Genomic DNA, 15,694 nt, shown 5'->3' with positions numbered 1-15,694 from the left:
TCGCATTCGTGCGCGACCGCGTCCCACGCGAGCCGCCCACGAACGCTCGCTCCTCGCGCTCACAGGACCTCGTCCGTGCCGGCCTTGCGGAGGTACACGAACACCACCGCGAGGATCGCCGCCATCAGCAGGAACGACAGGGCCGCGCCCTGCGGGTAGTCCAGCCGGACCAGGAACGCCGAGTCGATGACGTTGCCGATCATGTACTCGTTCGGCGTGCCCAGCAGTTCGGCGTTGATGTAGTCGCCGGTGGCCGGGATGAAGAACAGCAGCGTGCCGGCGATCAGGCCGGGCATGGACAGCGGCAGCGTGACCTTGCGGAACGTCTGCACCGGGCTCGCGTACAGGTCGCTCGCCGCCTCCAGCAGCCGGTAGTCCAGCCGCTCCAGACTCGCGTACAGCGGCAGCACCAGGAACGGCAGGAAGTTGTACGTGAGCCCGAGGATCACCGCGACGGGGGTGGCCAGCAGCCGGCCGTCCGGGCCGAGCAGGTGGATGTCGCGCAGCAGGCCCACCACCCAGCCGTTGTCGGACAGGATCGTCTTCCAGGCCAGGGTGCGCACCAGGAAGCTGGTGAACATCGGCGCGACCACGCAGACCAACAGCAGGTTCTTCCAGCGGCCGGCCTTCTGGGCGATCGCGTAGGCGAGCGGGTAGCCCATCAGCAGCGCCAGCACCAGGGCGATGCCCGCGTACAGGAACGAGCGGCTGAACTGCGGCCAGTACGCCTGCAACGCCTCCGGGTAGTTGCTGAACGCCCAGGTCATCGCGTAGCCGGTGGCGAGCGAGCCGGTCGGGTCGTACAGGCTGGCGGCGGCGAGCTGGAGCAACGGCAGCGCGAAGAACAGGAACAGCCAGGCCGCGCCGGGCAGCAGCAGGAGGTACGGCAGGAACCGGTACCGCCCCGAGCGGGCGGCCGGCGGCGGGGAGGACGCCGTCGACTGCCCGGTCGGCACGTGAGCCAGGGCGGTCATGAGCTGGCACCCACCGGCTCGTCGAGCACCGGGGTGGTGCGGTCGTCCTCGCCGGGTTCCCGACGCAGCAGGAACGCGTGCCGCGGGTCCCAGTACGCCACCGCCCGGGTGCCCACCGGCACCTGCCCGTGCGTGCCGCTGTTCGCCACGAACACCGACAGCTCGCTCCCCCAGCTCGTGCGCAGCAGGTACTGGGTGCTGACGCCCACGTAGGAGGCGTCGGTGACCACACCGTCGACGTGCTGGTGCCCACTGGGAACCTGGTCGGCGGAGCCGGCCAGGTGCAGCTTCTCCGGGCGTACCCCCAGGTAGACCGGACCGCGGTCGGCGCGCGCGCGGCCGGCGGGCACCGAGAAGCGACCACCGTGCGCCGAGACCGGCACCTCGCGCCCGGCGGACCCGGCGGCCTCGCCGGCGAGCAGGTTGGACTGGCCGAGGAAGTTCGCGACGAAGGCGGTCGCCGGGAACTCGTAGATGTCGGCCGGGGCGCCGAGCTGCTCGATGCGGCCGGCGTTCATCACCGCGACCGTGTCGGCCATCGTCATGGCCTCCTCCTGGTCGTGGGTGACGTGCACGAAGGTGATGCCGACCTCGGTCTGGATGCGCTTCAGCTCGATCTGCATCTGCCGGCGCAGCTTCAGGTCGAGCGCGCCGAGCGGCTCGTCCAGGAGCAGCACCTGCGGGTGGTTGATGAGCGCCCGGGCCAGCGCGACCCGCTGCTGCTGCCCGCCGGAGAGCTGGGCCGGGCGGCGCCGGCCGTAGCCGTCGAGCTGCACCAGCGACAGCATCCGCTGGACCTGGTCGTCCACCTTGCGGATGCCGCGCCGGCGCAGCCCGAAGGCCACGTTCTCGGCGATGTCGAGGTGCGGGAAGAGCGCGTACGACTGGAACACGGTGTTCACCGGCCGCTTGTACGGGCGCAGCCGGGCGATGTCCCGGTCGCCGAGCAGCACCTGGCCACTCGTGGGCTCCTCCAGCCCGGCGATCATCCGCAGGGTGGTGGTCTTTCCGCAGCCGGACGCCCCGAGCAGGGCGAAGAACGAGCCCTGCGGGATGGTCAGGCTGAGGTCGTCCACCGCGGTGAAGGCGCCGAACCGCTTGGTGAGGTCGGCCAGCCGCAGATCGCCGGCCGGTGCATCGTGTCCCATTGCCGTCACGCCCCGATTACCTGCTGGAACTTCGCCTCGTACTCGCGCTCCTGCTTCTCGTCCAGGGCCATGAACACCTTGGACCTCGAGAGCATGGCCTCGTCCGGGAAGATCAGCGGGTTGGTCGCGAGCTCCGGGTCGATCTTCTCCATCTCGGCCTGGGCGCCCTTGACCGGGCAGATGTAGTTGACGTACGCGGCGAGTTTCGCGGCGACCGCCGGGTCGTAGTAGTAGTTGATGAGCTGCTCGGCGTTCGCCCTGTGGGTGGCTTTGTTCGGCACCATCATGTTGTCCGACCAGAGCATCACGCCGGACTCCGGCACCACGAACTTGATCTTCTCGTCCTCGAAGCCGAGCTGGATCACGTCACCGGACCAGCCGATGCACGCCGCGATGTCGCCCTTGGCCAGGTCCGGCGCGTAGTCGTTGCCGGTGAACTTGCGGATCTGGCCGGAGTCGACGGCCTTCTTCAGCTTGTTCAGCGCGTCGTCGAACTGGGCACCGGTGAAGTTGGCCGGGTCGTGGCCGTTCGACTGGAGCAGCAGGCCCATCGTGTCGCGCATCTCGGACAACGCCGTCACCTTGCCCTTGAGGTCGGGGCGGGTGAGCAGCTCGTCGACCGTGCGGAGTTCCTTGGTGACGTTGCCGTTGTAGGCGATGCCGGCCAGGCCCGACTGCCACGGGATGGCGAGCTGGCTGTCCGGGTCGAAGGGTCGGTTGCGCAGCGAGCCCAGCAGGTTCGCCTCGACGTTGGGCAGCTTCGACTTGTCGAGCTTCTGGATCCAGCCGAGCCGGATCATCCGCGCCGCCATCCAGTCGGTGACGACGAAGATGTCCCGCCCGGTGCCCTGACAGGCGGCGAGCTGGTTCTGGACCTTGCCGAAGAACTCGTTGTTGTCGTTGACGTCCTCGGTGTAGGTGACCTTGATGCCGCTCTTCTGGACGAACTCGTCCAGGGTGGGACGCTTCGACTCGTCCTTCTCGTCGACGTCCATGTACTGCGGCCAGTTCGAGAAGGCCAGGGTCTTCTCGGTTCCCGACACGTCGTCGCTGACACAGCCGGCCTCGGTCTGGGTGGCGGCCTTCGTGCCGCAGCCGGCGAGCGAGCCGCCCGCGGCGAGCAGCGCCGCCGAACCGAGGGTGCCGGTCAGGAGTCCACGCCGGGAGAGGGGCCGGAGGGGAGTACGCATGTGACGACTCCTAAGGGGTCATCGTCGGCGGCGGGACGGGGGTGGCGCGCCGGCGGGAGGGTCAGGTGCGGTGGACGACTGATCCTGACATGAGGTGACCTTCCTTACAAGGGATTCCGTTGCGGGATTAGCATCCTGCAACGAAATACGCCAGACTGCCCGGTGGCACCAGGGGACTGCGCCGACATCCCGGCGCGGTCGGACCGCGACGCCGGCACAGGCCCTAGGCTCATCCCGGGATCAGACATGGGGAGCGGTCGATGACGAACCGGAACCACGACAGCGGCAACGGCGGGCGACGCGTCACCGTCCGCGAGGGCGCCAGCCACGCTCTGCTCGACGACGTGGCCAAACAGATCATCGAGCAGCTCCAGGAGGACGGCCGGCGGCCGTACGCGACGATCGGCAAGGCGGTCGGGCTCTCCGAGGCGGCCGTCCGCCAGCGCGTACAGCGACTGCTCGACGCCGGCGTGATGCAGATCGTGGCGGTGACGGATCCGCTCCAGCTCGGCTTCCCCCGCCAGGCCATGATCGGCCTGCGGACGAACGGAGACCTCGAGGCGGTCGCCGACCGGCTCGCCGAGCTGGAGGAGGTCGACTACGTGGTCATCACCGCGGGCTCGTTCGACCTGCTCACCGAGGTGGTCTGCCGCAACGACGACCACCTGCTGGAGATCCTGCAACGGCTGCGGGCGGTCGAGGGCGTCCTGAGCACCGAGGCGTTCGTCTACCTCAAGCTGCGCAAGCAGACGTACACGTGGGGCACCGCCTGACGTTCGTGCGTCGCGTCAGGCGGTGCGGAGCTGGACGTGTCCGCCGTTCTTGATCCACTCGACATCCGGGAAGTCGCGGCATCCCGGTCACTGCGACACCCCGACTTCCATGAAGCCGAGTCGATCAAGCGGTGTCAGGCGTGGCCGCACAGATGGGGCATCTCGACAGTGCCCGCACCAGCCCCGACCTGCCGCTGCCCGGCCACGACATCCGGCTGCGGATTCCGTTGCCCACCCGATCGCCACTCGCTGAATCCGTTGCATCATCGCGTCGGGACAACCGATCCCACTTGCCAGACGGCCTGAGGCTGTGGGATAACCGTGGGCAGAGCGGCCGGTGTCACCCCTGACCGGCCCGAGACCCGATGGGGCTGACATGGCCAACGCCACCGACCACCTCTGGATGCACTTCACCCGGATGGCGAGCTACTCCGCCGGCGAGGTGCCGACCATCGTGCGCGGCGAGGGCGCGTACGTCTGGGACGCACAGGGTCGCCGCTACCTGGACGGGCTCGCGGGGCTCTTCGTCGTCAACGCCGGCCACGGCCGAGCCGAACTGGCCGAGGCCGCCTCGAAGCAGGCGGGCGAACTGGCGTACTTCCCCCTGTGGTCGTACGCGCACCCGAAGGCCGTCGAGCTGGCCGAGAAGATCTCCGCGCTCACCCCCGGCGACCTCAACCGGGTCTTCTTCACCACCGGCGGCTCGGAGGCCGTCGAGGCGGCGTGGAAGCTGGCCCGGGCGTACTTCAAGCGCACCGGCAAGCCGAACAAGCACAAGGTGGTCAGCCGCTACATCGCGTACCACGGCACCTCGATGGGCGCCCTGTCGATCACCGGGCTGCCCGGCATCAAGAGCGACTTCGAGCCGCTGGTGCCCGGCGGCATCAAGGTGCCGAACACCAACTTCTACCGGGCGCCGGAGCACGGCGACTCCCCCGAGGCGTTCGGCCGCTGGGCCGCCGAGGAGATCGGCCGCGCCATCGAGCGGGAGGGGCCGGACACCGTCGCCGCCGTCTTCCTGGAGCCCGTGCAGAACTCGGGCGGCTGCTTCCCGCCACCGCCCGGCTACTTCGAGCGGGTCCGCGAGATCTGCGACGCGTACGACGTGCTGCTCGTCTCCGACGAGGTGATCTGCTCGTGGGGCCGGCTGGGCGAGTACTTCGGCGCGGTCCGCTACGGCTACCAGCCCGACATCATCACCACCGCCAAGGGCATCACCTCCGGGTACGCCCCGCTCGGCGCGATGATCGCCAGCGACCGGCTGATGGAGCCGTTCCTCACCGAGACGGGCATGTTCGCCCACGGGGTGACCTTCGGCGGGCACCCGGTCTCCTGCGCGGTGGCCCTGGCCAACCTGGAGGTCTTCGCCCGGGAGGACCTGGTCGGGCACGTACGGGCCAACGAGGCGGCCTTCCGCTCCACCCTGGAAAAGCTGCACGACCTGCCGATCGTCGGCGACGTCCGCGGCGACGGCTACTTCTACGGCATCGAGCTGGTCAAGGACAAGACGACCAGGGAGACGTTCGACGACGCGGAGTCCGAGCGGCTGCTGCGCGGCTTCCTCTCCACCGCCCTGTTCCAGGCCGGCCTCTACTGCCGCGCCGACGACCGGGGTGACCCCGTGGTGCAGCTCGCACCGCCGCTGATCGCCGCGCAGCAGCAGTTCGACGAGATCGAGCAGATCCTGCGGGCCGTCCTCACCGAGGCATGGTCCCGGCTCTGAGCCAGGGCGGCGACGACGGCGGCGAGGTCGGGCGGACGGCGCGTACCCGCGTACGCCGGTTCCCCGACCTCGCCGTGCACGAGCGGGCCACCCTGCACGCGGTGCTCGACGCCGGCCGCGTCGCCCACCTGGCCATCGTCGACGGCGGCCAGCCGTACGCCCTCCCGGTCGCCTACGCCCGCGACGGTGACCGGGTGCTGGTGCACGGGTCGACCGGCAGCCGGCTCTTCCGCCACCTGGCGGCCGGCGCGCCGGCCTGCCTCACCGTCACCCTGCTCGACGGCCTCGTGCTGGCCCGCAGCGCGTTCGAGTCCTCGATGAACTACCGCTGCGCCATGGTGCTCGGCACGCTCGCCGCCCTCGACGGTGACGACAAGCTGCGCGGGTTGGAACAACTCTCCGAGCACCTGCTGCCCGGTCGCTGGTCGGTGATCCGGCCGCCGTCGGCGAAGGAGCTGGCCGCCACGCTCGTGCTGGCGCTGCCGCTGACCGAGTGCTCCGTGAAGATCAGCGCCGGGCCGCCGGAGGACCCGGCCGAGGACCTGGACCGTGCGGTCTGGGCGGGCGTCGTGCCGGTGGTCGAGTCCCTCGGCACCCCGGAGCCCGACCCGGCGCTCCGCTTCGACCTGGCACCTCCGGAGTGGTGATGCGCTACCACGACCTGTCGTACTGGATGTCCACGGTGGACGAACCGCTGGCACCGCGCCCGTCACTGCCCGGCGACACCGACGCCGACGTGGTGATCGTGGGTGCCGGCTACACCGGCCTGTGGACGGCGTACTACCTGGCCATTGCCGACCCGACGCTGCGGATCACCGTGCTGGAGGCCGAGATCGCCGGGTACGGCGCGTCGGGGCGCAACGGCGGCTGGTGCTCGGCGCTCTTCCCCACCGCACTGCCCGCGCTGGCCCGCCGCCACGGCCGGGACGCGGCGATCGCCATGCAGCGCGCGATGCACGCCACCGTCGCCGAGGTCGGCCGGGTCGTCGCGGCCGAGGGCATCGACTGCGACTGGGCGTACGGCGGGACGGTCGTGCTCGCCCGCAGCGGGCCGCAACTGGACCGGGCGCGCGCGGCCGTCGCGGAGGCCCGGGAGTACGGGCTCGACGACGGTGACCTGGCGCTGCTCGACGCCGCTGAGGCCGCCGCCCGCTGCGCCGCCGAGGGGGTACGCGGTGGGACGTACACGCCGCACTGCGCCGCCGTGCATCCGGCCCGCCTGGTACGCGGGCTCGCCCGGGCGGTCGAACGTCGCGGGGTGACCATCCACGAGCGCACACCGGTCACCGCCATCCGGCCCGGCGCCGCGGTGACCCCGGCCGGGACGGTACGGGCGCCGGTGGTGGTGCGCGCGACCGAGGGGTACACGCCACGGCTGCCCGGCCAGCGGCGCGCGGTTGCGCCGGTGTACTCGCTGATGATCGCCACCGAGCCGCTGCCCGCGTCGACGTGGGCCGAGATCGGGCTCGCCGAGCGGGAGACGTTCTCCGACCACCGCCACGTGATCATCTACGGGCAGCGCACCGGCGACGGGCGGCTGGCGTTCGGCGGGCGGGGCGCGCCGTACCACTTCGGTTCCCGCGTCCACCCCGTGTACGACCGGGAGCCGCAGGTCTTCGCGGCGCTGCGGCGTACCCTCTCGGAGCTGTTCCCGGTGCTCGGCCCGGACGTGCCGGTGACCCACACGTGGGGCGGACCCCTGGGGGTGGCCCGCGACTGGGCGGCGTCGGTCGGCCTGGACCGGGCCAGCGGGCTGGCCTGGGCCGGCGGCTACGTCGGCGACGGCGTCGGCACCAGCAACCTGGCCGGCCGCAGCCTCGCGGACCTGATCCGGGGCGAGGCCACCGACCTGACCCGGCTCCCCTGGGTCAACCACCGCTCCCCGAACTGGGAACCGGAACCCCTCCGCTGGCTGGCGGTGAACGCCGGCCTGAAGATCATGTTCAGCGCCGACCAGGCGGAGCTGCGCTCCGCCCGCCCCTCCCGCCGCGCCGCCCTGTTCAACCGCCTCCTGGGCCACTGACCGAACCCGCCCGCCCCGCCCCGCCTCACCCCCGTTGATCATGGAGTTAGCGGGCGATTTGGAGATCAAACCACCCGCCAACCCCATGATCAACGCGGAGATCCCCGGGGGGTCCGCAGGGGGCAGGGTGGAGGGGGGAGGGGGCGGGTCAGTGGGTTGGGGGGATGACCCGGAGGTGGCCGCGGCGGCCGGTTGGGGGTGCGGTCGTGGCCGGGTCGTGGTCGTCCTCCGGGGGGCGGGGGGCGACCGGCCGGGCGGCCTCGCGGACCGCTTCGGCCAGGGCGACCAGGTCGTCCGTGGTGGGCGGCGGCGGCTCGAACTCGCCCTCGTGCCGGACCACGTCCCAGCCGCGCGGGGCGGTCAGGCTCCGGGCGTGCGGCTCGCAGAGGTCGTACGTGTGCGGCTCGGCGAAGGCGGCCAGCGGGCCCACCACAGCGGTGGACTCGTTGTAGACATAGGTCAATGTGGCGACCGCTTGCCGGGGGCAGCCGTTTCGGGAGCAGCGCCGTGGTGACCTCACGGCGGCAGGGTATCTCCATTACCGGCTCCGGCGCACCGGTTCGCGTTACGACACGCCCGTCTTGGTGATCACAATTCGGCCGGCCGGGTCCCGCCGCGCCTGCGGGACGGCGCTGCCGCAGGCCGGCCCTGGTAGGGGGCTACCCTGTGCGTCATGGGAAGCCCGGAACACCGTCGCCCCGGCTCCGGCCGGCGCACCCGCCGCGACCGGCACGGACGCGGCCTGCGCGGGCGTCTGGTACCGGCTACCGTGCCGCTGGCACGCACGAAGGCGGAGATCTTCGACGACCTGGTGCTGGACACCGTGGAGACCCTCGAACGGCGGTTCGCCAAGGAGTTGGCGGGCGTCGAGTTCGCCGTCGAGGACGTGCCCCCGGAGCTGAACGTCTACGACTCCGACGTGCTGGAGGACGGCGAGGTGCCGCTCGCCCGGCTGCTGCCCGGCCGACCCGGCCGGCAGGAGGTGCCCCCGCGGATCGTGCTCTACCGGCGGCCGCTGGAGTTCCGGGCCATGGACCGGGAGGACCTCGCGGACCTCGTCCACGACGTCATCATCGAGCAGGTGGCGAACCTGCTCGGCGTCGACCCGGACGAGCTGGCCTGAGGCCGTCGATGCGCGGACCGGGATCCGGAGCGGCCCCCACCGCCCCGGATCCGTCGCTGCGTCAGGCCGCGCGCCGCTTGAGCTTGCGGCGCTCACGCTCGGAGAGGCCGCCCCAGATGCCGAACCGCTCGTCGTGGCCGAGAGCGTATTCGAGGCACTCGGTCTTGACCTCGCAACGCGAGCAGATCCGCTTCGCCTCGCGGGTCGAGCCGCCCTTCTCGGGAAAGAACGCCTCCGGGTCGGTCTGCGAGCACAGCGCCCGCTCCTGCCACTCCGGCGCGTTTCCGAGCAGGTCGGCCGCCTCAAGCTGGCCGTCCATCAATTGCCTCCTTGTCGCGCACCGGCGTCATCGCCGCTGCAACCCCCCACGCGAAAGGCGTGCTTGTCCGTCCGGTACCGATTTGTAGCGTTCCGTGCGAACAACCCCATTCAAATTACACGCGTGTAATGCGTGCGCCGTCAAGCCGAACTTGATAATGGAGTCGCCCTCCCGACACCCTCCGGACGGCCATCCGACCACCCGGCCTCGCAACCTGCCCTATCGATTCAGACCCCGGCCGAGTAACGCCCTCTCCGGCGAGTTGCCGGAGTTTTCTCCCGTGGCGTCCCGCCGGCGCGGTGGGCCGCCCTCCGCCCAGGATGGTTGATCTTGGTGTGGCTCAGGTTAACGCGACTGCGCGCCGGCCGCCCGTCGAGCCGTCGAACGCCGCGAGCGCCCTGCCCACATCGTGGACAGGGCGCAGCGGCCGGAACGGGGCGGAGGGTCAGCCCACCGCCCGCGGAGCGCTGGTCGGCCAGAGGAATTCGGCGATCGATCCACCCAGGACGTCGACCGTGCCGGCGGGCGTACGTTCGTCCCACCAGACGGTATAGCGACCGGCCGGCAGATCCGGGTAGACAGCACTGTGGAACGTGCCGTCCTGGACCCGGCGTTCCCGCACCGCCGAGTGCGTGCGGGGCGCGTCCTGCCGGCTGACCTCGATCTCCCGGCCGCGCAGGTCCTGTCCGGTGTAGATGATCAGCACTCCGGTGTCGCCGCCCAGGTCGAGGACGACGCTCCCCCGCTCCGACGGCCCGTACGCGTGCTCGTGCGTGTGCATCAGCGCTCCCGGTCTGCTCAGGCGGCCGAGTCGGCCGGCGGATTGTTGAAGCCGTCGTACGGCGTACCCAGGTAGGGGAAGTTCCCGAGGAACGGGGCGGTCACGTCGGCGGCGCTGAGCCCCGGCGTCACCGCCGCGGCCGCCGCGTCCGGCTGGAACGCCCGGTCGACCAGCGGCACGGTCAGGCCGGCGATGGCCCGCAGCGAGATGCTCACCACGTCGTCGGTGACCCGGCGGCCGTTCGGGAAGCCGGCGAGGTCGCCACCCAGGACACCGAAGCGGTCCGGCTTGCGGCTCGGCGGAATCGCCGTGTTCAGCCGCAGCATGTCGGCCTGGATCTCGCCGGTGTTGTTGGTGAAGCCGTCGATCAGTCCCTCCGGGATGCCGGTCAGCAGGATCGCCACCAGGTCGGCGCGGGCCTTCTTCGCCTTGTTGAGCCGGTCGAGGTTCGGGAAGACGTCCGGGTACAGCGCCGGCAGCAGGGCCGCCAACTCGGGTCGCTCGACGAACTTCGCGAACCGCTTGTCCTCGGTGGGCGGCAGCGAGTTCCAGACGTCCTTCTGGGCCATCGGCACGATCACCTCGTTGAACAACGGGTTGCCGAGGCGGGAGACCTGCGTGAAGGGGCCGGCGGGGGTGTCCGCCGCGCCCCGGTCGCCGAGCACCCGGACCTGCCGGCGGGACGCCGCCGTCCACACCCCGATGACCGAGGCGCGGTCGGTGACGCCGTACCGGTTGGCGCGCCGGCGCACCTTGGTGCAGGGAATCTGGAGGGCGATGCTGTGCACGTTCATCCGGTCCGTGGCGTTGACCGGATCCCCCTCGGCCTTGAAGATCTTCTTCCCGGCCACGTGGAGCTGCTGGAACGGGCGCAGCGTACCCAGGTCGAAGATGGCGCCGAGGTCGACGAAGAACCCGTCGGCCCGCTGCCCGGCGAACACCCGCTCCCCCGTGGAGAGCGTGTACGTGGCCTGGCGCGCGAGCTCGGCGTACTTCGGGGTGGAGAGCGGTCCCACGTTGCACGGCGGGCACGGGAGCTTGTGCGCGAGGCGGTGCTCCCGGCCGTCCGCGATGCGGGTCAGGCTGTAGAACTGCCGGCGGTTCCAGTTCGGGCTGTCCAGGGAATCGATCGGCCCGGTGTTGTAGAGAAAGCTGTTCGGATTCGTGATCTCGGTGGTGAATTCGAACCGGTAGGTGACGTCGGCCTGACCGTCACCGTCGTTGTCGATGTTGATCTCGTACCGCACGTCGTCGCCGAACTCGAAGAAGTTCGGGCCGCCGGACGGCAGTTGCAGCGGAACGTAGTTCGCGATGACCGTCACCGAGTCCGGACGGTCGGGACTGACGAACGCGTACAGGTCGGAGCTGTCGGCGACCGGATCCTTGGCGATCTCCGGTGCCTCGCGGTGCGAAGACATGGCGGACCAAACCTCACTGTGCGGGGAAGGAAGTTGCGGACGGCCGGGCGCCGAGAGCCCGCGCCGGGCCGGGACGTGCCGAACGGCCGTGGAACGGCTCAACGCCGCGGGGTACGGCTCAGCGCCGTGCGGCGCGCCGCAGCCGGTCCGCCAGGCCGCGGTCGCGTACCTCGATACGGGACGTGCCGACGAAGACGTCCATCGTGCCGGTGGCGGCGTCGCGCAGGTGGACGACGATGGGGTCGTCCGCGTTCGCCGCGGCACCGGGAGCGTTCTGCGCGGCGGACAGACCCGGCACGGTGAGCGCGGCGGCGCCGAGCGTGGCGCTCGCGGCCGCGGTCAACGTCTGCCGGCGGGTCAGTCGCGGCCAGGGCCGCTTCGGCTGATCAGGCTGAGCACTGGGCATGGGCAACCTTTCCGGCGGCGGGGGCGGGTGCGCCCGCGGTGACGGACGCGGGGCCCGGCCGGCGGTGCCCGCCCCGCGGAGGGGGTCGCCGGCGGCGGTCCTCGCCGTAACCGCCGCCGGCACGCTCTGGTACGGCCGGCGGCGGGGAAAGGTTCGAAACTACGAAGAGACGTGACCGTACGCGGTGGTCCGCTTGCGCGCCGGTCGCCCGGCAGCCGCCGCGATGGCGACCAACTGCTCCTCCGTACGGGCCGAGCCGTTGCCGGAACCGGCCATCCGGGAGATCGTCTCCTCCATCAGGGTGCCGCCCAGGTCGTTGCAGCCGCTGCGCAGCATCTCGGCCGTGCCCTCGTCACCCAACTTGACCCACGAGCACTGGATGTTGTCGATGCGCCCGTGCAGGAGCAGGCGGGACATCGCGTGCACCACCCGGTTCTCCCGCCAGGTCGGCCCCGGGCGGGCAATGCCGGCGAGGTAGATCGGGGCGTTGGTGTGCACGAACGGCAGCGCCACGAACTCGGTGAACCCGCCGGTACGGTCCTGCACGCCGGCCAGGACCCGGAAGTGCGCGAGCCACTGGGCGGGATGGTCGACGTGCCCGTACATCATGGTGGAGCTGGACCGGATGCCCAGCTCGTGGGCCGTGCCGACCACGTCGACCCAGGCGGCGGCCGGCAGCTTGCCCTTGGTGAGCACCCAGCGCACGTCGTCGTCGAGGATCTCGGCGGCGGTGCCGGGGATGGTGTCCAGCCCGGCCTCCCGCAGCCCGGTCAGCCACTCCCGGACGGACACGCCCGCCTTCGCCGCGGCGGTGACGATCTCCATCGGGGAGAACGCGTGCACGTGCATGCCGGGCACCCGCGCCTTGATCGCGCGCACCAGGTCGGCGTAGACCGTCACCGGCAGCTTCGGGTCGATGCCGCCCTGGAGGCAGACCTCGCTGGCCCCGGCCGCCCAGGCCTCCTCGGCCCGGTCGGCGACCTGGTCGACGGAGAGCCGATACGCGTCGGCGTCGCGCTCCCGCTGGGCGAAGGCGCAGAACCGGCAGCCGACGTAGCAGACGTTGCTGAAGTTGATGTTGCGGTTGACCACGTACGTCACGTCGTCACCAACGGTGTCGCGGCGCACGTCGTCGGCGGTGCGGCACAGCTCGTCCAGCGCCGGACCGTCCGCGGCGAACAGGGCCAGGGCCGCGTCGGCGTGCCGGGGCTCCAGCAGTGCGGCCGGGTCGGCGGCGGCGAGCCGGAGGCCGGCCCGCAGGTCGTGGTCGCCGGACCCGGCAGTCGCGCCGGCGCTCACCTTGCCGGCCACCGCCGACCAGTCGCCGTAGACCTGGTCGAAATCGCCGCGCCGGTCCGTCGTCCGGCCGGTCGTGTCGATGGTGGCGTGCAGGTCGATCCGCCCGCCGTACGTCTCGTCCGGCTCCTGCCACGGCCGGCCGACCGGCCGGGCCTCCTCCACCGCCAGACCGGTGGCCGGGTCGGCCAGGGCGTCGACGTGCGGCAGCAGGCGCGGGTCGAGCCACGGGTCGCCGGCCCGGACGTACTCCGGGTAGATGGTCAACCGCTCCCGCAGGGTGAAGCCGGCCTTCTCGGTGTGCCGGGCCAGCTCGTCGATCTGCGGCCAGGGACGCTCCGGGTTCACGTGGTCCGGGGTCAACGGGGACACCCCGCCCCAGTCGTCGATGCCGGCGCGCAGCAGCAGGTCGTACTCGCCCGCGATGAGGTTCGGCGGGGCCTGGATGCGGGCCTTCGGGCCGAGCAGCACCCGGGCCACCGCGACGGTGGCGGCGAGGTCATGCAGCTCCGCGTCCGGCATCCCGCGCATGGCGGTGTCCGGCTTGGCGCGGAAGTTCTGCACGATCACCTCCTGGAGGTGGCCGTACTCCCGGTGCGCGCGGCGGATCGCGAACAGCGCGTCGACCCGCTCGGCCGGCGTCTCGCCGATGCCGATGAGCAGCCCGGTGGTGAACGGCACGTTCACCCGACCGGCGTCGTCGAGCACGCGCAGCCGGACGGCCGGCTCCTTGTCCGGTGAGCCGTAGTGCGGGCCGCCCGGCTCGGCCCACAGGCGGGTGGCCGTCGTCTCCAGCATCATCCCCATGCTCGGCGCGACCGGCTTGAGCCGTTGCAGCTCCGACCAGGTCAGCACGCCGGGGTTGAGGTGCGGCAGCAGGCCGGTCTCCTCCAGCACGGCCACCGCGCAGGAGCGCAGGTAGTCGAGCGTGGAGTCGTAGCCGCGCTCGTCCAGCCACCGCCGGGCCGCCGGCCAGCGCTCCTCCGGCCGGTCGCCGAGGGTGAACAGCGCCTCCTTGCAGCCCAGCTCCGCACCCTGCCGGGCGATCGCCAGGACCTCGTCGCGGTCGAGGAACGCCGCCGGGAGCCGGTGCGGCACCGTGGCGAAGGTGCAGTAGTGGCACCGGTCCCGGCAGAGCCGGGTGAGCGGGATGAAGACCTTCTTCGAGTACGTGACCACGCCCGGCCGCCCCGCCTCGCGCAGCCCGGCGTCGCGGATCGCGCCGGCGACCCGCAGCAGTTCGTCCAGCGCGTCACCCCGCGCGCCGAGCAGCGCGGTGGCCTCGTCGGCGTCGAGCGCCCGCCCGGACGCGGCCCGGCGCACTGCCCGCCGCACGCTCGCGTCGGTCGGCCCCGGCTCCGTGCGATCAACCATCCGCTCAGCGTAGGCGCTCGGCACGGAGGCTCGCTCGAACCGATCCGCGCGGTGGGATACCCCACGCGCCGCTGCCGGCCGCGCCGACCGCGCCCGCGCCCACGTGATCAAGAGGTCTTCGTCCCGATGGCACGCGCACCAGGACGAAAACCTCTTGATCACCGCTCGAATGCCGGGCTGGTCACTCGTCGGAGGGGTTGATGCGTTGGGTGCGGTGGGACTCGTCGTACGGCGGCGTCGGGGGCTCGGCCGCCTGGCGGGGGATCGTCTGGGTGGGGTCGGCCGAGGGCGGCTGCCCGAACGGCGGGGCGGCCGGCGGGGCGGGGTGCGGAGCGGGGGCGGCCGGCGGGGCCGAGTGAGGCGCCGGGTTCGCCGGCGGGGCCGCGTGCGGGGCGGCCGGGAACGGCGGGGTCGGCTGGCCGTACGGGGCGCCGTACTGCGTCGGGGCCGCCCAGCCGCCGGACTGGCCGGCACCGGGCCAGCCGGGGTGGCCGCCGGGCTGACCGGGGTGGCCTGGCTGACCGGGGTGGCCTGGCTGACCGGGGTGGCCGCCGGGATGGCCGGGCCAGCCGGGCTGGGGGGTGCCGTAGACGCCGGGCTGCGGCTTGGGCTTCGGCACGTGGTAGAGGGTGCGCCAGACCTTGTACACGACGTAGCCGGCGGCCAGGAGGAGCGCCAGCCCGGCCAGCCGGGTGAGCACGCCGAGGAAGGCGTCCGTCACCTCACCCTCGGCGAGGCGACCGAACGACCAGATCAGGAAGGTCAGCCCGCCGAGGGCGGCGCTGACCGCGTACTCGCCGACGGCCACCTGGGTGATCAGTTTCGCCTTCGGCAGGACCGGCCGCAGGTGCGTGGCGAGCAGCACCGCCAGCAGGGGCAGGACCACCGCCTCGATCCCGGCGAAGGCGAAGAACGCGCTGCCCGCGCGCCCGGTGAAGGTGCCGTACCCGGTCGGCGTCAGCAGCCGGATCAGGCCGACGAACAGGAAGACCGCGTTCGCGCCGATGAGCACGAACGCGGCCGGTTCACGCAGCGGCCGGGTCAGCTGGCTGGCCGGCGTCGGATCGGTGGACGCCGGCTCGACGGGGCTGCTCACGAAGTCCCCCTTCAGGGCGGAAGCGGACAGATGCCGACGTGAGCCTAGTC

15 protein-coding genes are annotated in these 15,694 nt (G+C 71.9%); 5 read left to right on the top strand and 10 right to left on the bottom strand.

Features of this window, described 5'->3' with window-relative positions; all coding sequences use genetic code 11:
• Window positions 1–59 precede the first annotated feature (59 nt).
• Genes HCJ94_RS24240 through HCJ94_RS24230 form a run of 3 tightly spaced genes read right to left on the bottom strand, consistent with a single transcriptional unit; the run spans window position 60 to window position 3,312 of the window.
• On the bottom strand, window positions 60–974 hold the full coding sequence (locus HCJ94_RS24240) for an ABC transporter permease (RefSeq protein ID WP_168003354.1): 915 nt from the start codon (window positions 972–974) through the stop codon (window positions 60–62).
• On the bottom strand, window positions 971–2,122 hold the full coding sequence (locus HCJ94_RS24235) for an ABC transporter ATP-binding protein (protein ID WP_168003353.1): 1,152 nt from the start codon (window positions 2,120–2,122) through the stop codon (window positions 971–973). Before HCJ94_RS24235 ends, HCJ94_RS24240 begins: the two co-directional genes overlap by 4 nt.
• A gap of 5 nt (window positions 2,123–2,127) precedes the next feature.
• On the bottom strand, window positions 2,128–3,312 hold the full coding sequence (locus tag HCJ94_RS24230; protein ID WP_168003352.1) for a polyamine ABC transporter substrate-binding protein: 1,185 nt from the start codon (window positions 3,310–3,312) through the stop codon (window positions 2,128–2,130).
• A 260-nt stretch (window positions 3,313–3,572) separates the two neighbouring features.
• Between HCJ94_RS24230 and HCJ94_RS24225 the strand changes: the two genes are divergently transcribed.
• The 4 genes from HCJ94_RS24225 (at window position 3,573) to HCJ94_RS24210 (ending at window position 7,831) form a co-directional block, all read left to right on the top strand.
• On the top strand, window positions 3,573–4,085 hold the full coding sequence (locus HCJ94_RS24225; RefSeq protein ID WP_168003351.1) for an Lrp/AsnC family transcriptional regulator: 513 nt from the start codon (window positions 3,573–3,575) through the stop codon (window positions 4,083–4,085).
• A 376-nt stretch (window positions 4,086–4,461) separates the two neighbouring features.
• Window positions 4,462–5,808: an aspartate aminotransferase family protein gene (locus HCJ94_RS24220; protein WP_168003350.1), complete on the top strand. Its 1,347-nt coding sequence runs from the start codon at window positions 4,462–4,464 to the stop codon at window positions 5,806–5,808.
• Window positions 5,793–6,455 carry a pyridoxamine 5'-phosphate oxidase family protein gene (locus tag HCJ94_RS24215; RefSeq protein ID WP_168003349.1) on the top strand — a complete coding sequence of 221 codons (663 nt, stop codon included), beginning with the start codon at window positions 5,793–5,795 and terminating at the stop codon, window positions 6,453–6,455. The genes HCJ94_RS24220 and HCJ94_RS24215 overlap by 16 nt, the downstream gene beginning before the upstream one ends.
• Window positions 6,455–7,831, top strand: coding sequence for an NAD(P)/FAD-dependent oxidoreductase (locus HCJ94_RS24210; protein WP_168003348.1), 1,377 nt, complete (start codon window positions 6,455–6,457; stop codon window positions 7,829–7,831). The genes HCJ94_RS24215 and HCJ94_RS24210 overlap by 1 nt, the downstream gene beginning before the upstream one ends.
• Window positions 7,832–7,979: 148 nt before the next feature.
• Here HCJ94_RS24210 and HCJ94_RS24205 read toward each other — a convergent pair whose 3' ends face one another.
• Complete coding sequence (locus HCJ94_RS24205; RefSeq protein WP_168003347.1) at window positions 7,980–8,351, bottom strand: DUF3499 domain-containing protein; 372 nt, start codon at window positions 8,349–8,351, stop codon at window positions 7,980–7,982.
• A gap of 153 nt (window positions 8,352–8,504) precedes the next feature.
• On the opposite strand from HCJ94_RS24205, the gene HCJ94_RS24200 reads away from it, so the two are divergent.
• Complete coding sequence (locus HCJ94_RS24200; protein ID WP_168003346.1) at window positions 8,505–8,954, top strand: metallopeptidase family protein; 450 nt, start codon at window positions 8,505–8,507, stop codon at window positions 8,952–8,954.
• A 61-nt stretch (window positions 8,955–9,015) separates the two neighbouring features.
• Here HCJ94_RS24200 and HCJ94_RS24195 read toward each other — a convergent pair whose 3' ends face one another.
• The 6 genes from HCJ94_RS24195 to HCJ94_RS24170 all read right to left on the bottom strand — a co-directional run bounded on the left by HCJ94_RS24195 (window position 9,016) and on the right by HCJ94_RS24170 (window position 15,644).
• A complete protein-coding gene (locus tag HCJ94_RS24195; protein ID WP_013731688.1) occupies window positions 9,016–9,273 on the bottom strand; it encodes a WhiB family transcriptional regulator in 258 nt (85 codons plus the stop codon).
• A 445-nt stretch (window positions 9,274–9,718) separates the two neighbouring features.
• Entirely contained in the window at window positions 9,719–10,054 is a 336-nt protein-coding gene (locus HCJ94_RS24190) for a phospholipase (protein ID WP_168003345.1), read from the bottom strand.
• A 17-nt stretch (window positions 10,055–10,071) separates the two neighbouring features.
• Window positions 10,072–11,472 (bottom strand): DUF4331 domain-containing protein, encoded by a 1,401-nt coding sequence (locus HCJ94_RS24185; protein WP_168003344.1) that lies wholly within the window; start codon window positions 11,470–11,472, stop codon window positions 10,072–10,074.
• 118 nt (window positions 11,473–11,590) lie between these two features.
• Complete coding sequence (locus tag HCJ94_RS24180) at window positions 11,591–11,878, bottom strand: hypothetical protein (protein ID WP_168003343.1); 288 nt, start codon at window positions 11,876–11,878, stop codon at window positions 11,591–11,593.
• 159 nt (window positions 11,879–12,037) lie between these two features.
• A complete protein-coding gene (locus HCJ94_RS24175) occupies window positions 12,038–14,548 on the bottom strand; it encodes a bifunctional FO biosynthesis protein CofGH (protein ID WP_168003342.1) in 2,511 nt (836 codons plus the stop codon).
• A gap of 181 nt (window positions 14,549–14,729) precedes the next feature.
• Complete coding sequence (locus HCJ94_RS24170) at window positions 14,730–15,644, bottom strand: hypothetical protein (protein WP_168003341.1); 915 nt, start codon at window positions 15,642–15,644, stop codon at window positions 14,730–14,732.
• Between the last annotated feature and the right edge of the window lie 50 nt (window positions 15,645–15,694).

It is taken from the genome of Micromonospora thermarum (assembly GCF_012034245.1).
GTDB classification, from domain to species: Bacteria; Actinomycetota; Actinomycetes; order Mycobacteriales; family Micromonosporaceae; genus Micromonospora; species Micromonospora thermarum.
Note: the sequence above shows the minus strand (reverse complement) of the source record. Positions and strands in the feature narration are given on the sequence as shown.